The organism is Nonomuraea mesophila (assembly GCF_004352805.1).
GTDB lineage: Bacteria > Actinomycetota > Actinomycetes > Streptosporangiales > Streptosporangiaceae > Nonomuraea > Nonomuraea longispora.
The window spans coordinates 59,733-76,029 of record NZ_SMLD01000015.1; the positions used below are offsets into that span (position 1 = coordinate 59,733).

15 protein-coding genes are annotated in these 16,297 nt (G+C 71.0%); 8 read left to right on the forward strand and 7 right to left on the reverse strand.

Features of this window, described 5'->3' with window-relative positions; all coding sequences use genetic code 11:
• Positions 1-100: 100 nt before the first annotated feature.
• Positions 101-1,498, reverse strand: coding sequence for a serine/threonine-protein kinase (locus tag E1295_RS50030; protein WP_220448610.1), 1,398 nt, complete (start codon positions 1,496-1,498; stop codon positions 101-103).
• A 192-nt stretch (positions 1,499-1,690) separates the two neighbouring features.
• On the opposite strand from E1295_RS50030, the gene E1295_RS48585 reads away from it, so the two are divergent.
• Positions 1,691-1,867, forward strand: coding sequence for a hypothetical protein (locus tag E1295_RS48585; RefSeq protein ID WP_166427146.1), 177 nt, complete (start codon positions 1,691-1,693; stop codon positions 1,865-1,867).
• 56 nt (positions 1,868-1,923) lie between these two features.
• On the opposite strand, the gene E1295_RS08760 is transcribed toward E1295_RS48585, so the two are convergent.
• Positions 1,924-2,775, reverse strand: a complete 852-nt coding sequence (locus E1295_RS08760; RefSeq protein WP_132629388.1) for an alpha/beta fold hydrolase — start codon at positions 2,773-2,775, stop codon at positions 1,924-1,926.
• A gap of 86 nt (positions 2,776-2,861) precedes the next feature.
• A complete protein-coding gene (locus tag E1295_RS08765; protein WP_132629390.1) occupies positions 2,862-4,028 on the reverse strand; it encodes an acyl-CoA dehydrogenase family protein in 1,167 nt (388 codons plus the stop codon).
• Positions 4,029-4,158: 130 nt separating this feature from the next.
• Here E1295_RS08765 and E1295_RS08770 point away from each other — a divergent pair, with 130 nt between their 5' ends.
• The 6 genes from E1295_RS08770 to cpt all read left to right on the forward strand — a co-directional run bounded on the left by E1295_RS08770 (position 4,159) and on the right by cpt (position 10,057).
• Positions 4,159-4,716, forward strand: coding sequence for a YceI family protein (locus tag E1295_RS08770; protein WP_132629392.1), 558 nt, complete (start codon positions 4,159-4,161; stop codon positions 4,714-4,716).
• A 213-nt stretch (positions 4,717-4,929) separates the two neighbouring features.
• Positions 4,930-6,498, forward strand: coding sequence for an alpha/beta fold hydrolase (locus E1295_RS08775; protein WP_132629394.1), 1,569 nt, complete (start codon positions 4,930-4,932; stop codon positions 6,496-6,498).
• Positions 6,499-6,625: 127 nt separating this feature from the next.
• A complete protein-coding gene (locus E1295_RS08780) occupies positions 6,626-6,982 on the forward strand; it encodes a hypothetical protein (RefSeq protein WP_132629396.1) in 357 nt (118 codons plus the stop codon).
• 50 nt (positions 6,983-7,032) lie between these two features.
• Positions 7,033-7,518 (forward strand): GNAT family N-acetyltransferase, encoded by a 486-nt coding sequence (locus E1295_RS08785; RefSeq protein ID WP_246079926.1) that lies wholly within the window; start codon positions 7,033-7,035, stop codon positions 7,516-7,518.
• 222 nt (positions 7,519-7,740) lie between these two features.
• Positions 7,741-9,444 (forward strand): BCCT family transporter, encoded by a 1,704-nt coding sequence (locus E1295_RS08790; RefSeq protein ID WP_132629400.1) that lies wholly within the window; start codon positions 7,741-7,743, stop codon positions 9,442-9,444.
• A 61-nt stretch (positions 9,445-9,505) separates the two neighbouring features.
• Positions 9,506-10,057: a chloramphenicol phosphotransferase CPT gene (cpt, locus tag E1295_RS08795; protein WP_132629402.1), complete on the forward strand. Its 552-nt coding sequence runs from the start codon at positions 9,506-9,508 to the stop codon at positions 10,055-10,057.
• On the opposite strand, the gene E1295_RS08800 is transcribed toward cpt, so the two are convergent.
• The 4 genes from E1295_RS08800 to E1295_RS08815 all read right to left on the reverse strand — a co-directional run bounded on the left by E1295_RS08800 (position 10,058) and on the right by E1295_RS08815 (position 15,155).
• Positions 10,058-12,583: a polysaccharide lyase family 8 super-sandwich domain-containing protein gene (locus E1295_RS08800; RefSeq protein ID WP_220448611.1), complete on the reverse strand. Its 2,526-nt coding sequence runs from the start codon at positions 12,581-12,583 to the stop codon at positions 10,058-10,060.
• A gap of 72 nt (positions 12,584-12,655) precedes the next feature.
• Entirely contained in the window at positions 12,656-13,309 is a 654-nt protein-coding gene (locus E1295_RS08805; RefSeq protein ID WP_132629404.1) for a hypothetical protein, read from the reverse strand.
• Positions 13,306-14,844, reverse strand: coding sequence for a WXG100 family type VII secretion target (locus E1295_RS08810; protein ID WP_132629406.1), 1,539 nt, complete (start codon positions 14,842-14,844; stop codon positions 13,306-13,308). Before E1295_RS08810 ends, E1295_RS08805 begins: the two co-directional genes overlap by 4 nt.
• Positions 14,841-15,155, reverse strand: coding sequence for a hypothetical protein (locus tag E1295_RS08815; protein ID WP_132629408.1), 315 nt, complete (start codon positions 15,153-15,155; stop codon positions 14,841-14,843). The genes E1295_RS08810 and E1295_RS08815 overlap by 4 nt, the downstream gene beginning before the upstream one ends.
• Before the next feature lie 135 nt (positions 15,156-15,290).
• Here E1295_RS08815 and E1295_RS08820 point away from each other — a divergent pair, with 135 nt between their 5' ends.
• Positions 15,291-16,280, forward strand: coding sequence for a LacI family DNA-binding transcriptional regulator (locus E1295_RS08820; RefSeq protein ID WP_246079929.1), 990 nt, complete (start codon positions 15,291-15,293; stop codon positions 16,278-16,280).
• Positions 16,281-16,297 lie beyond the last annotated feature (17 nt).

A 16,297-nucleotide genomic window follows, 5' to 3' on the forward strand; every position in this document is an offset into this window, starting at 1 on the left:
AATCCGCCGGCGAGCGGCGACCTGGCTACGCCGTCCCGCGTACGCTGCCGCCCGCCCGGCTTCGCCCCACGGGGTACCCGGGCCACCGCCCGTGGTCCGCTCAGCGGCGGCCGCCGCGTCCCCAGCCTTTGCCGGGGTTCCCGGGCCCGGCCTGTTCGGCCCTGTCGCCCTTCTTGGCCGGCCCCGGCGGTAGACGCCCCGAACGCCACGCGCCGTTCGAGCGCGACTGCGCGGTCCCGGTCGAGTCGTCGCGCGACTGCGCGGTCCCGGTCGAGTTGGCGCGCGGTTGAGTGGTCCTGGTCGAGCCGTTGCTCGGTTGCGCGGTCCGGGTCGGGGCGTTGCGCGGCCAGGCGGTGCGGGCCGGGGTGCTGCGCGGCCGGGCGGTCCGGGTCGAGGTGTCCCCGGGCGGCCTGCCGGCTGACGTGCGGTAGGCGCGCAGCGCGTTGCTGGGCTCTGGCGTCGGGTACGTGACGGGGTCGGCGCGCGGTGTCTCCTGGCGCGGGACGCTGGCCTCGCCGCCGGGCCAGGAGGTCGTGGCGAGCACGGCGACGATGAGAACGGTCACGGCGGCCACCTGCCGCCACCGTTCGGGCACGGCCGCCGCCGAGCGGCCACCCCTGGCGGGGACGGGCAGGAGGGCGCCGTTGACGAGCGGGACGGAGTCGGTGGGGTCCGGCGCGACGTTGTGGCGGTCCGGCGGTTCGGAGTCCGCGATCCGTGCCAGCTCCTGCTGGGCTTCGGCAGCCCCGATGCGGCGCTCGGGGTCCTTGTCCAGCAGGCCGGTGAGGAGAAGGGTGAGCGGTCCTGCCTGTCGCATCGGGGCGGGGCTGCTGGTGAGGACCGCGCTCAGGGTGGCCAGCGCGCCGCTGTCGCCGAAGGGGGAGTGGCCCTCGACGGCCTCGTACAGGGTGGCGCCCAGCGACCACAGGTCGGCCTGCGGGGTGGAGGGCGCGCCGCGCGCCCGCTCGGGGGAGATGTAGGCGGGGGTGCCGAGCACGATGCCCTCCCGCGTGAGGTGCGCCTGGTCGTCCAGCGTGGTGGCCAGCCCGAAGTCGGTCAGAACGGCGTGACCGTCGTCGGCGAGCAGCACGTTCGAGGGCTTGACGTCGCGGTGCACGATGCCCTTCGCGTGGGCGGCGCGCAGGGCGTCCAGCAGGTCCAGCCCGATGCGCGCCACGGTGGCGGCGGGCAGCGGTCCCCGTTCTCTGATCACCTCGGTCAGGCTGCGGGAGGGTACGTACTGGAGGACGATCCACGGTCGCGCGTCGGCCTCCACCACGTCGTACACGACGGCGATGTTCGGATGGTTCAGGCGGGCGGACAGGCGGGCCTCGCGCATGGTGCGCCCGAGCAGCGTCTCGCGCTCGGGTTCTGGCCTGTGGGCGAGGCTGATCTCCTTGACCGCGACCTGGCGGTCCAGCAGTTCGTCGCGGGCGCGCCAGACCGTGCCCATGCCACCGCGGCCCACCTCGGCCAGCAGCCGGTATCGCCCGGCCACCAACCATCCTTCATAGGGCGAAACCGACATGTCGGCAGGACTACCCGATCAAGATCCGCGTGCCACGACTTCGTCACACACCGTTGTGCATCCGTTACGATCTCGCGGGCGAACTGATGTGTGGCGCCCCTCACATGTGGTGTGTGGATTCGTGCACAGTTGATCGCAGGCGTCCTTCCTGAAGTCAGTGCCGTGCCGAACGGAAAACCGTTCGAGGTCTACCAGAACGGCCACTGGAAGAAGTTCAACAAGGCGTGGGACGGCAAGGTGACGGGCGCCTGGCAGGGCCGCGGGATCACGAAGGCGTACACGTTCACCTGCTGGGCGGGCAAGTTCGACAACTGCGGCCGCAAGTACCGCATCCTCTAGGAGCGGCCGGCCGGTGCCACGGTCCGGGCGGCACCGGCACGACGATCCTCGCGCCCCTACGCGGCCAGGACCTGGCGCAGCGTGGCGGCGAAGCCCTCCGGATCACCCTTCATACCGAACTCGCCGTCGAGGAACCCGGCGTGGTGGCTGGGGAAGACGACCGGCTCCGTGCCGAGGCGTGCGGCGACGGCCACGCCCGCGCGGTGGCACATCTCGCCCTCGCTCTCCGCCCCGACGCCGATGACCACGCGGGTCGAGGCGGCGCGCAGCGCCTCGAAGTCGTGCTCGTGGTGCGTACAGGTCATGAGGTTCTGCGCGAACATCACATCGTCCCGGGAACCGTCGTCCTCCGACGGCAGCCCGAGTTCGGCCGGGTCCTGCAGGGGCTGGTCGTCGAAGTCGTCCGGGATCTCGCCGCGCAGGCCCGTCACCGCGATGAACTTCGCCATCGCCGCTCCGAACCCCTGCCGGTCGTAGGTGCGGCGGATGCCGGCCACGGCGGCCAGCGCCTGCTCGCGGTCCGGGAGGACCTGGGCGGCCGGCGGTTCGTGCGCGACGAGCGTACGCACCTGGCCGGGATGCCTGGCCACCAGCGCCAGCCCGTTGACGGCGCCGCCGCTGCTGGCGAAGATGTCCAGCGGCCCGCCGCCGAGCGCGTCGATCAGCCGGTGCAGGTCGTCGGCGTGCTGCTCGGGAGTCGACTCGCCGCCGCCGGTGCGGGTGCTGCGGCCGCTCCCGCGCGGGTCGTAGGTGACCACCGTACGGTCACGGAAACGGGCGGCCAGCCCGGTGAAGCCGCTGGCGTCCATCGGAGAACCGATCATCAGCAACATCGGCGCGGTGCTCGGCTCGCCCTCCCGTACGTCGTAGTGCAGAGTGCCGCCGGGCACCTCGAGGATGTGGGCCATGAGTACGTCCTTTCTCGACTTCGGTGATGTAGACCCGTGGCGGCGGCGGAACTCATCGGTCGGCGCGGAACCTGATCCCGGGCGGGCTACGCCTTCAGGCCGAACACCTCCCACGACTCCCCGGGAGCCAGCCCGGCCAGCTCACGGCCGCACTCCTGGAGCACCTGCGGCCCCGAGGTGATGTGCGCGGAGCCGGCGTGGACGTCCCGGAACAACCGCTGCACCAGCCCGTCGCGCAACGCCGACGTGCCGCCCGACGCGAAGACGAACCGGGCCACCTCGGCGACGGTCGAGGTGACGTGGTTGAGCGCCAGCCGCACCATCGTCTCCTGGCGCACGTCGAGCATGCGGCCCGCGTCCAGGGTGCGCTCCACGTCGTCCCACGTCTCGTGCACCAGGGCCCTGGCCGCGCGGAAGGCCGCCTCCGTGCGGGCGAAGCCGGTGTGGAAGGTGTCCCCGGCCGCGAGCTGCCCGGGCCGCCCGGCCCGCGCCCCCGCGTGCCGGACCAGCTCGTCGAGCAGCCGGCGGCCGACGCCGAGCGCCCAGCCGGAGTGGGCGATCAGCGCCTGGTCGACCAGGCCGAGCCGGTAGAGCGCGCCGCCGCGCAGCGGCTCGTCCTGGGTGAACACGTGCGACTGCGACTCCGGTACGAAGGCCCCGTCGATCGAGTAGTCGATGCTGCCGGTCGCGCGCAGGCCGAGGACGTCCCAGTTGCCGAGCATCTTGACGTCGTCCATCGGGGTGATGAAGATGCGCACCTCGTCGGAGCCCTCGACGGCGCCCAGGCTGTGGGCGTACTGCGCGTGCCGCATGCCGGAGGCGAAGCTCCACCGACCGCTGAGCCGGAACCCTCCGTCCTCGCGTACGGCGGTGCCCGGCCTGGTTCCCTGGCCCGCGACGAGCGGCATCCGCGGACCGGCGAACATGCGTTCGACGGCGTCGTCGCCGAGGTAGGCTCCGGCCGTGCCGTTCTCGAGGGTGGTGGCCATGACGACCCACCCCGTGGAGGGGTCGGCGTACGACAACGCCTCGAAGACGGCGATCAGTTCCCGGGGGGACGACTCGGCTCCGCCGAGGGGAGCGGGCACCCATACGCCGAAAAGTCCTGCCTCGTGCAGGGCGTCCACGACGGGGGTGGTGAGCCGGCCCCGAGCCTCCGCGGCGTCCGCCTCGCTCTCGATCAGCGGGCGCAGCTCGCGGGCTCGCTCCAGCAGGGTGGTGCCGGCGCTGTGCAGTCGCCTTGTATCGCTCATCTCCAGGTGCTCCTGTCCGTGATCGATGGCACTCCCTCTCTGTCAGATCACGTCAGCCGCCCCTTGTCCAGCAGCCGAGGGTGAGCCCCCGGGCCGTGGCGGCCGTCCTGGGCGGGACTAACCTGGCAGAATGGACGTATCCGCTGGTGGCTACGGGCTGGGGCCCGAGTCGGGGCAGCTCCTGGTCCACACGACCCGCACCGGGTTCGGCGCCAAGGCCGGTCACGACCTCACGATCGAGGTGACCCGCTGGCACGCCGAGGCCGTGGTCGATCCCGCCGATCCGGGAGGTTGCTCGGTGACGGTCGAGGCCGAGGCCGGCTCCCTCGAGGTCAGGGAGGGCACGGGCGGCGTCAAGCCGCTCACGGAGGCGGATCGCCGGGAGATCGCCAAGATCGTGGGCGAGAAGGTCCTGCAGACCCGGCGCCATCCCTCGATCACGTTCCGGTCGACCCGGGTCGAGGGGACCCCCGAGGAGTTCCGCGTCGAGGGCGAACTCACCCTCGCCGGTGTCACCCGGCCGGCCGAGGTACGCGGTTCGCTGGCCGAGGGCCGGGTGCGGGGGTCGGCGGTCATCGTGCAGTCGCAGTGGGGCATCCGGCCCTATTCGGCGTTCTTCGGCGCGCTCAAGCTCAGCGACGAGGTCGAGGTGCGCTTCGACGCCGCCCTCGTGCCGCGGGACGCCTGACGCCCGAAGGAGCAGACCAGGGCGCCGGTGCGCGCCCGGGTCGTGATGTTCTCGCCGAGCTCGCCGGGAGCGGTGTCTGACGCAGAGGTCCTGTTCGCTGAGCGCTTTGCTCCAATTTTCTCAGCTTCGCCACATGTGCGTATCTGGCCCGGGATGATGCAGCCTGGCCGAAACCGCGTGTGCGGCCGGCTGATCGTCCAAGATTGGAGAAACGTGCGAAGAGGACCTTCCCTGCTCGCCGCCGCGTTCACGATGCTGGCGGTGCTGCTCCCCTTATCGGCGGCCGGTACGGCCGCCGCCGCTGACGGGGCCACGGGGGCCGCCGTCAAGGGCGGCATCACCTGGGCACCCTGCGAGGAGGAGCCCGAGGCCGAGTGCGGCAAGCTCGCCGTACCGATCGACTGGTCCGAGCCGGACGGCCCCAAGATCGAGCTCTCCCTCGCCCGCCGCAAGGCCCTCGATCCCGAGGCCAGGGTCGGCTCCCTCGTGATCAACCCGGGCGGCCCCGGCGGGTCCGGGGTGGAGGCCGTCTACGGCGCCCCCGGCTCCTACACAGAAGAGCTGCGCAAACACTTCGACATCGTCGGCTTCGACCCCCGGGGCGTGGGCCGCAGCCACCCGGTGACCTGCTCGGCGTCGGTCTACAACAAGTTCCCGTACGCCGTCATGAAGAGCCAGGCCGACTTCGACCGGTGGAAGGCTTTCGCCAAGGAACTGCGCGAGGACTGCCGGCAGCGCACCGGCCCCCTCTACGACCACGTCGACTCCGTCAGCGTCGCCCGTGACGTCGAAGCCATCCGCGCCGCCCTCGGCGAGGGCAAGCTCAACTTCTACGGCATCTCGTACGGCACCCTGATCGGCCAGATGTACGCCGAGCTGTTCCCGGACAACATCCGGACCATGGCGCTCGACAGCAACATGGACCACAGCCTCGGCGTCGCGGCGTTCCTGACCACCGAGGCCGCCGCCGTCGAGGACGCGTTCGACCAGTTCGTCGGCTGGTGCGAGCAGGAGACCGCGTGCGCGCTGCACGGCAAGGACGTCCGCGAGGTGTGGGAGCGGCTGCTGAAGAAGGCGCGTGACGGCAAGCTGTACTACCCGGGCGTCACGGACCGTCCGATGACCGAGATCCAGGTCCTGTGGCAGGGCGTGCTCGGCACGGAAGGCCCGGCCTGGCAGCTGCTGAGCCAGATGCTCAACGCCCTGGACGGTGGCCCGCTGCCGGACGAGGTGCCGCCGCTGCCCGGGCGCCAGCCCGTGTCGGGCGAGACCGTCGAGCTGAACACCACGATCCTGTGCGAGGACTACCGGCTTCCGGTGCGCAACTACAAGGAGTACGCCGCGCTGATGAGCGTCTCCTCTCGCATAGCCCCCGACATGCGCCTCAACCCGATGCCGGTCGAGGACCTGCCCGTCTGCCTCGGTCACCCCACCAACAACCCGCAGCACCGGCTGCGTTACACGGGTGATGCCCCCATCCTGCTGGGCAACTCGATCCACGACCCTTCCACCCCGTGGATCTGGTCCGCCAACGTGGCCCGTCAGTTCGGCCCGAAGGCCGTGCTCCTCACGTACGAGGGCTGGGGTCACCGCATCTACGGCAAGGACAGGTGCAGCACGGTGCCCTTCGACGAGTACCTGATCTCGCTGAAGATGCCCAAGAAGGGCGCCCGCTGCGAGGTCGGCGGCAGCGACCCGACGCTCAGGATGCTGCCCAAGAAGGAGGTGTGGCCGACGGACGGGCTCAAGTGGGGCAGCCCTGCCGCGGCCGGGCGCTCGTAGGAACGGCACGCGTTCCGCCCGAGGGCGGCATCTGTCTGGATGCCGCCCTCTTCGCGTTGGGCGGGCGTATCGTCGCGGTGTGGCATGTTTCCTCTGCTTCGCGTGCCGGAAACCGATCACCCTGTCCGTGCGGAAGATCCCATTGCCTCCCGGCAAGGACGAGCCGGTCGGAGCGACCACGCCGTACGAGAGGATCAGACCGCCGCGCATGCCGCGCGGCGCGTACGCGGCCAACCACCACCCCCACGAGCTGTCGGGGGAGCCGCCAGGGCTGGTGATCAATCCCGATGACGCCGTCGGCATGCGACTGCACCCGGACGTGTCCCGCCTCACCGGCTGCTGCGGCATCAGCGCGATCAACGGGCCCAACCTCGTCTGCGATACCTGCGGCGCTGAACTCGCCGTCCATCAGGCCGACTGCTATGGCGAGAACCAGATGACGCTTCTGGCGGAGGCCGTCATCCTGTCGTACTCCCATGGATGATCGGCGGCCAGTATGGTGAGCCGCCTGAATCCGATGACGAGGAGCGGCGCGTGGACCTGATCGAGACGCCGCGGGTCGTCCTGCGGCCGCTGCGCGTCGAGCACGCCGGCGAGATGGCCGCCGTGCTGTCGGACCCCGCCCTGCACGCCTTCACCGGCGGTGCGCCGCTCACCGCGCAGGAGTTGCGCGCCCGCTACGAGCGGCTGGTGGCCGGGCCGCCGGGCTGGCGCAACTGGGTGGTGTGGTCGCGGGAGGACGAGCGCCTCGTCGGTTACGTGCAGGCCACCATTGAAGACGGCAGCGCAGAGATCGCCTGGGTGATCGGCACGCCGTGGCAGGGCCGCGGCCTGGCCTCGGCGGCGGCGAAGGCGTTGGCCGGTTGGCTGGCGGGGCAGAGGATTGGCACGGTCGTCGCGCACATCCACCCAGGTCACGCGGCATCGGCCGCCGTCGCCACGGCGGCCGGCCTGCGTCCTACCGGGCGGTGGCACGACGGCGAGATGCGCTGGGAGCGCGAGGCGGCCTCCGACGGCTGAAACGTCACGGGGTGGTTGCAGAGGACGCTTGATCGTGCCCCAAGGTTTACGACGTTTGGCTGATTGTAATAGCTTTTTTGGTCGATCGAAGATCGTTCGGTAACGTTGTGTAAACGGCCCGTACACATCCCGGGACGGGCACGTACACGACAGACGGACGCGTAACACGAGAGAAGGCAAGAGGAGCTCGTGGAACAGCAACCACAGGACACCAGCAAAATCATGGATACGTCAGGAGGTCTGAAAGCCGCCCTCCCACCCCGCACAGACTGGGTGGTGTTCGGGGTGGCCGCCGCCCTGACCCTTGCCTTCGTCATCTGGGGTGCGGTCGCCACCGACACGCTGGAGGGCGTGTCGGCCTCGATGCTCGACTGGACGATGCACAACCTGGGCTGGGCCTTCGTGCTCGCGGCCTCGGGCTTCGTGGTGTTCGTGCTGTGGCTGGCGTTCAGCAAATACGGCAAGATCACGCTCGGACAGGAGGGCGAGCAGCCCGAGTTCCGGACAGTGTCGTGGATCGCGATGATGTTCAGCGCGGGCATGGGCATCGGCCTGATGTTCTACGGCGTGAACGAGCCGCTCACGCACTTCACCGAGCCCCCGCCCGCCACCAACGAGGCCACCGCGGCCGCGGCCGCGCGCATGGAGACCTCGCTGGCCACCACGCTCTTCCACTGGACGCTGCATCCGTGGTCGATCTACGCCGTGGTCGGCCTGGCCATCGCCTACGGGTGCTTCCGCCGCGGCCGGCGGCAGACGATCAGCGCGGTGTTCACCCCGCTGATCGGCGAGCGGCACGCCAACGGCGCTGTCGGCAAGGTCATCGACATCCTGGCCATCTTCGCCACCCTGTTCGGCTCGGCCGCCTCGCTCGGCCTCGGCGCGCTGCAGATCGGCAGCGGCGTCAAGGAGGTCGGCTGGATGCCGGAGGTCGGCGAGGGCCTGCTCATCGTCATCATCGCGGTGCTGACGGCGGCGTTCGTGTTGTCGGCCGTGTCCGGCGTGGAGAAGGGCATTCAGTGGCTGTCCAACACCAACATGGTGCTGGCGCTGATACTGGTCGTGTTCCTGTTCGTGGTCGGCCCGACCGTGCTGATCCTCAACCTGCTCCCCACCTCCCTCGGCTCGTTCTTCGGTGATCTGGCCCAGATGGCGGCCCGCACCGAGGCCAGCGGCGGTGAAGAGGTCGCCACCTGGCTGTCGTTCTGGTCGGTGTTCTACTGGGCGTGGTGGATCTCCTGGACGCCCTTCGTCGGCATGTTCATCGCCCGCATCAGCCGCGGTCGCACCATTCGGCAGTTCGTCGGCGGCGTGATCCTGGTGCCGAGCGTGGTCAGCCTGGTCTGGTTCGCGGTCTTCGGCGGCACGGCGATGCAGGCGGAGGCCACCGGTGCGGGGCTGACCCAGGAGGCCACGGCCGAGGGCCAGCTGTTCGCGCTGCTGAACGAATACCCGCTGGCGGGCGCCACGACCCTGCTCGTGATGATCCTGGTGGGCATCTTCTTCGTCTCCGGTGCGGACGCCGCCTCGATCGTGATGGGCACGCTCTCCCAGCGCGGCACCATGGAGCCCAGCCGGCTCGTGGTGGTCGTCTGGGGCGTGCTGACCGGCGCGGTCGCGGCCATCATGCTGCTGCTCGGCGGAGGCGGCGACGCGGCGCTCACTGGGCTGAAAAATCTCACCATTCTGGCCGCCGTGCCGTTCATGGCGGTCATGGTGCTCATGTGCGTGGCGCTCACGCGTGACCTGCGCCACGACCCGCTGATCCTGCGCGGCCAGCGCGGCGAGGAGGCCGTGGAGTCGGCCGTCATCACCGGCCACGAGCTCTACGACGGCGACTTCGAGCTGGCGGTCGTCGGAGCCAACGGCGACGGCGGCGACGCCGAGGACGCGGGCGCCAAGCCCGCCGACGAGGCCACGAAGTAGGTTCCGCCCCTGCGGCGCCCCCGGGTGGTCACCCGGGGGCGCCGCTTTCTATGGTGGGGTGGTGCCCACACATGTGATCGTGTTGAACGGCGGCTCCAGCTCCGGCAAGTCGGGGATCGCCCGCTGCCTGCAGGCGGTTCTGCCGGACCCCTGGCTCGCCGTCGGCGTCGACACGCTGATCGCGTCGATGCCCGCGTCCATGCAGGCGTCGGACGGCGGCATCGTGTTCTCCCCGGACGGCCAGATAGAGGTCGGGCCGGAGTTCGATCTGTTGCAGTCGGCCTGGATGACGGGCGTGGCCGCGACGGCCCGCGCGGGCGCCCGGATGATCGTGGACGACGTCTTCCTCGGCGGTGCGTCGTCCCAGGACCGGTGGCGCAAGGTCCTTTCCGGGCTCGACGTGCTGTGGGTCGGCGTGCGCTGCGACAGCACGGTCGCGGCGGGCCGAGAGACGGCCCGCGGCGACCGGGTCACCGGCATGGCGGTCACGCAGGCGGAGATCGTTCACCAGGGCGTGGTCTACGACGTGGAGGTGGACACCACCTGCACCGAGGCGCTGGCCTGCGCCCGGACCATCGCAGCCCGGGTCGTCTCCACCACCCCGGCCGGGTGATCAGCGGAGGGTGGCGGTGAAGGTACGGCCGTGCGCGTGGCGGGTCGTGGCCCGGACCTCGGTGCCGCCCGGCACGCGGCGCACCCTCACCCCTTCGTCGGCGGAGTCGAGGCGCAGTGGCCTGCCGCGCAGCACGACCGTCACGTGGTCGCGTTTCATCGTGGGGTCGGACAGGGCGACGACCGTGCGCTCGCCGCTGCGGACGATGACCGAGGCGGGGCCGTCGACGACCAGCCGTTCCGCGTGCCGCCTACCGCCGGTGAAGACGTTGGCGGCGACGATCCCGAGCTTCGCGTGCTTGATCGCCTGCACGTGCCGGTCGTTGGCCAGCACGGTCAGCGGGCCGTCCTTGTAGTCACGCAGCCGGGCCTCGCTCGCGTTGGGCACCAGGGCGTAGGCGACGGCGGAGACCCCGCCGGCGGCCGGATGGCCGATGGAGGCGGTGAAGACGTTCTTGGTGACGCTCGTGTCGGGGTTGTTCGCGCGTACGACCCTGCGGCTGCGGGTCACCGTCTCCAGCCCCGCGGCGACCGGCTGCCGGGTGAGGAAGGCGTACCCGACCGCGGTGCCGCGGGTGTCGTTGGCGTAGCGCAGCCAGCGGGGCGGCGCCGGGTCGCCCGACCGCCAGGCCCCGCCGCGCCAGCCCTCGCCGGTCAGCACGACCGTGTCCCCGGGGGCGGCGATGCGGCTGTCCACGGTGGTCACCGCGGCACGGCGGCCCTGGCCCGAGACGTCCGCGGCCAGCACCACGATCTCGTCGTCCAGCATGAACCACGACTTGGTCGCGCGGGCGTTGCGGTAGACGACGAAGTCGTCGGGCAGGATGCCCTCCTGCTTGGCGGTGTAGGCGGCGTCGTCGGACTGCACCATGCCGGCCGCGCCGTACGCGCCGAGCGTGGCGCCGCCGGAGAAGGCGTTGCCGGCCAGCGGGAAGTACACGTAGGTGTTCTGCGACTCCGAGGAGGAGGTGAAGCCCAGCGGATGGTCCGGGTTCTCGTACCAGAACCGCCCGTACAGGTCGGGCACCGTGCGCCGCTCCTCCTCCGGCGCGGTGATCCCGGCCAGCCGGTACGGCGAGACGGCCGTGTAGTAGTCGACGCCGAAGACCTCGCGCTGGTCCTCGCCCGAGAGATAGAGATAGTAGGCGCCGTCGCCCTGAAACCAGGGCATGAGGTTCTCGCCGTTCATGTACTCGTACTTGCTGATCCGGTCGGAGCTGCGCGCCAGCGCGAAGGCGTAGCCCGGGCGGCGGTGCACGGTCCTGTCCATGGAGTTGAACGCCACGGAGCGCTCGGGCGGGTTGAGGTCGGCGGCCGGGATGGCGGAGTCGGCGCGGATGGCCGCGTAGCGGGCGATGCTGACGGGGGAGACGAACGCGCCGGTGTCGGCCTCCGGCAGGAACTTGACGTATTTCTTCAGGGCCTGCGAGCCGTCGCCCTCGACATGGCCGGCCAGGTCGGCCGCGGCCTCCACGATCACCTGGACGTCGGTGTAGCCGCTGGCCGTACGCGAGACCGCCCGCCCCTTGACGATCTCCATCATCCACCCCTCGAAGATGAGCGGGGCGAAGCCGTCGGAGATCCAGCGGTACACCACGCCGGCCAGGTCGGACCCGCCCTCGCTCGTGGCGCCTTCGAGCGTCTTGAGGGTCTGCACGACGCGGGTCAGCAGGGCCCGCCCGTAGGAGCCGGTGTAGGCGACCGAGTGGTGCTGGATGAACGAGCCGTCGTGGTAGTAACCGTCGGTGACGCCGTGCTGGAGGTCGTAGGGGTCGATCGTGGCGAAGACGGTGGCCTGGTCGGAGATGGCCTTGGAGACGCGGGCGTCGTCGCCGGTGAGCGCGCCCTGGAGGATGCGGTTGCCGGTGATGTCGGCGAGGTTGGCCCCGGTGTGGAAGCGCGAGTCGAGGTCGACGTCGCCGTCCTTGCCGTTGCGCAGGTAGGCGTCCATCGAGGCGATGTACGTGGCCGGCAGGCCGGGGCTGACCTCCCGCACCCGTTCGTCCAGCAGGACCAGCGTCCTGCTCACGTGGGTGGGGATGCCGATCTCCCAGCTGTGCCAGTTGCCGTAGTAGCCCTTCGACTGGTCGCCGAAGTGGTGGTCGTGCAGCCACTGCAGGCCGTCGACGACCCGGCGCTGCACGGCGGCGTCACCGTCGAGTTCGCCGCCGGGCGTGCGGGTCGCGAGCGCGATCTCGTACAGGTACTGGTACGCCGTGCGCAGCTTGGCGTCGTCGGAGCCGAGCGCCAGGCCGGCGAACAGCTCACCGTCGCCCGCCTGGTCCATGGCGGTCAGCCGCTGCCTGGCGGTGTCGAGCATCGCCGCCAGCTTGGCGGCGACCTCGGGGCGGGCGTTGACGTCGGCCGTTCCCGCGAAGATCGCCACGGTGTTGGCGAGCAGCCGCGCGTGGTCGGTGGCCGACGCGGCGGCGGCACGCAGGGGCCCGGCCGCCATGGCGAGCAGGCCGGCGGCGGGGAGGAGGGAGAGGACCTGGCGACGGGACATGTGCGGCACTGCGGACTCCATGCCGTTGGGGGGTATGCCGGGCTCACCCTACATGATCTAGTTTTCCCAGCCCAGACCGGGCGCGGCACCCGGTCACCGAACGGCGCCCGACGGGTCGCCCGCGCTCTCGCCCATGATCACGGGAGGGCCGTCGGTGACCTTCCCGGCGGGCAGGTCTCCGGTCTCCACGCAGCTTCTTCCCGCGGGCAGCGGCGGCGGGCGGTCGGGGAACAGGTCGGAGACCGGCTCGCGCGAGCTCGGCGCGCGCATCTCGATGCTCATCTCGACGGCGTCCGGCAGCCGCCCGAGCCCCTGGGCGACGGCGAAGTAGGACACGCCGTCCACGATCTTGTAGGCGTGCGCGGCGAAGGACCACGCGTCCCACGCGCCCTCCTCGGGCGGGTCGGGGTCGCCGGATTCGCGCGGCGGCAGGCACACCGTGGCGTAGACCGTCCAGCCGCCCTCACGCAGTTTCCGCATGCCCTTCGCCGCCCACCGCCGCGCCTCGCCGGCCGGAGCCGCCGCGGGCCCGTCGGCCAGGACCACGGTGACCGTGCCGCGGGTGGCGGGCAGGTCGCCCGACTTCCGGAAGGCGAGCCTGCGGGCCGGCTCCTCGACGGCCTCGCCGGCGAACGGCTGCGACAACAGCACGTCGAGCCGCTCGTGATCGGCGCTCGTCGTGGCTTCGGAGGCGACGCACCCGCTCAGTAGCAAGCAGATCGGCACCAGCAGGAGCCGCCGGGTCATCGGGGGGTCACCACGCCTTGGACGTGCTCGTAGCCCAGGGCCGAGATGTCGCCGTTGCGGAATTCGTCCTCGCTGACGCGGGTCAGGTCCCCGCTCGGGTTGTAGAAGACCAGGTTGTCGCCCTCGTGCCCGACGAGCAGCACGTAGTGGGCCGGGTAGGAGTCGCCGATGAGGACCGGCACGGTGTGGCCGGCGTCCACCGCGCCGACGGCTTCGTCGAGGGCCGGGTTGACGGAGCCGGCGTCGGTGTCGTCGACGATCCGCCAGTCGTAACGCGTGCCGAAGGAGTCGGCGTGCTCGTTCAGCTCGTCGGTCAGTCCCCAGGGGGAGGTGCCGAGACTCTGCGGCCAGGCGGTGTTGGTGGCGTCGTGGATGCGGTGCTGCTCGTCGGTGAGCCTCTGGCGGAGCTCGGCGGTCGACAGCGGGTTGCCCTGGTCGTCGGTGGTCAGGCTCAGCGCGTACAGCGGGTCGTTCATGGCGCGCGCCACCATGATCGAGGTGGAGCCGCAGGTCGTCTGGTCCTGCTGTTGCAGCTCGACGCCGTTGACCCGCACGGTGCCGCCGCTCGCCGGGTCGACCAGGCTGAGGTGCTCGCGCAGCCAGCTCTCGCTCCTGCCGCGGATGGCCGAGGCGAAGGTGGCGATCTCATCGACCGGGTGTCCGGCCGCGAGCGCCTTCATCAGGTACGCGCGTTCCGTCTCGGAGCCCGCGTTGTCGAGAAGGCGCTGCATGCGGGCGCGGTCCTCCTCCGACAGCGCGTCCATCTTCTCGGCGGCCCTGGCCAGCTGCGCCGTGGTGAGGATGCCGTTCTCGTCCTGTACGGGGCCGCCGATGCCGGCGGCCGCCAGCAGCACCGCGTCGAAGGCGTCGATGTGGGGGGACCGGGCGGCGCCCGCGCGTGCCTTGCCCTGCACGTCACGCAGCCCGCGCCGCAGCCTGTCCTCGGCCGCCTGGAGGTCTTCGAACACCCCGATGCCACCGTGGATGGCCCTGACGGCGTTGCCGACGACCTCGACGATCCCGCCGTCGCCGTCGAACGGCCACACGGTGTTCCACACGTTGCGTACGAGATCGTGGGCGCTGTCGAGCTCGCCCAGCGCGTCGGCCAGCTCCTGCCGGTGGCCGCCGAGCCTGCGTTTGAGCCCGCGCAGCTCGTCGGCGTACTCCGTCAGCAACGTGTCGGCCTTGCGCATGGCGGGCGCGGCCTGCTGCATCAGCTCGTCCGCCGCTCCGAGCGCGTCGAGCGCCTCGGTGGCGGCCTCGCCCTTCCACACCGACGGGACCGAGACCTTCGTACGGTCGAGATCGACGGAGGCGGTGTCGACCACGGTCGCCATCTTGCGAAAGGCCCTGGCGAGGTCGTCGATGCCGTCGGGGTCGCCGGGCACGTCCCTGAAGATCGAGACCACCGTGTTGACGATGCCGACGACCTCGACGACCACGGTGCTCGGGCTGACCAGCGACGTGAGAGTGACGGCGGCCTGTCTGAGCCGGTTGATCGCGGTCGAGATCTGCAGGTAGTCGTCCGACGTCATGAACCGTCACCGGAGGCCGGCGCCCTCGACTCGAGAAAGTCCTCGATCGACTCGAACCCCGCGGCCGACGCGCGCGTCGCCAGGCACCAGCGCTCCAGCACCTCGCGGTAGACGGTGAACTCCTTCTCCCATGCCTCGCGTACCTCGGCGAGGGCGGCGGCCGGGTCGTGCAGCTCGAACTCGGCCTCGGGGGTGTCGATCTCCTGCTTCCAAGCGCGGCGGGCGACCCGGAGGTCCTCTGCGGTGTCGCAGATGGCCCCGGCTCCTTCCTTGATCCCGTCGTACGCGTAGAGGGTCTCTGCCGAGCTCACGTCACCTCCGACGATCAACCTGTCCCGGCCGTCCCGCGTGGCGAAAAACCCGATGAGACGGCCAGGCCGTGAACAGTACGATAAGGGCTCTTTGCTGCCGAACCCCTGTGAAGGCGTTGAGCGATGGCCGTGAGCATGCACGATGTGGCTCGTGTGGCCGGCGTGTCCCAGCGCACGGTCTCCAACGTCGTCAACAACTACGCCTACGTGCGCCCCGAGACCCGCCAGCGGGTGCTCGACGCCATGGCGATGCTCGGCTACGTGCCCAACGCGGCCGCGCGCAGCCTGCGCTCCGCCCGCACCGGGCTCATCGCGTTCGTCGTCCCCGACTTCAGGGCCCGCATCTTCGCCGACCTCGCCGACCCGGTCGTGCGCGAGGCCGAAGCGCTCGGCTACACCGTGCTGATCGAGCTGACGGGCTCCGGCAGGGAACGCGAACTGCAGGTGCTGACGGGAGGCCGCAACCAGTTGACCGACGGCGCGATCATGATGGCCCTGTCGTTGAAGCCCGGCGACGGCCGGAGCCGCCGCGCCGACTTCCCGATCGTGCTGATGGGCGACGAGGTGCTGGAGGGGGAGGTGCCCCACGTCGGCATCCCCAACCGCGACGCGTCCACGGCGGTGGCCCGCCACCTGGCCGAGACGGGCAGGCGGCGGCTGATGCTGCTCGGCTACGACCCCGACGGGGGCCTGACGGCACGCACGCGGGTGCGGGGTTTCCTCGACGGGGTGACGGAGGCCGGGCTGCCCGTCGACGAGACCCTGCTGATCAGGGCCGACTGGACCCGCGAGGGTGGCCGGCGGGCGATCGAGCAGCACATCGACAGCGGCCGCCCGATGCCGGACGCCATCTTCGCGATGAACGACTCCATCGCCCTCGGCGCGCTCCGGGCGCTGCAGGCCAGGGGCATCAGGGTGCCGAAGGACGTCGCGGTGGTGGGTTTCGACGACGTCGAGGAGGCCCGCTACTCGACGCCGTCGCTGACCTCCGTCTCTCCCGACGTCGAGTCGATGGCCGCCCACGCCGTCGCGATGTTGCACGAGCAGATCACCGGCAAGCCCGGCGGGCGAGCGTCGCACATCGTGGTCGACTTCCATCTGAAGGTGCGCGAGTCCAGCCAATGAGGACCGCCGCGACCCCG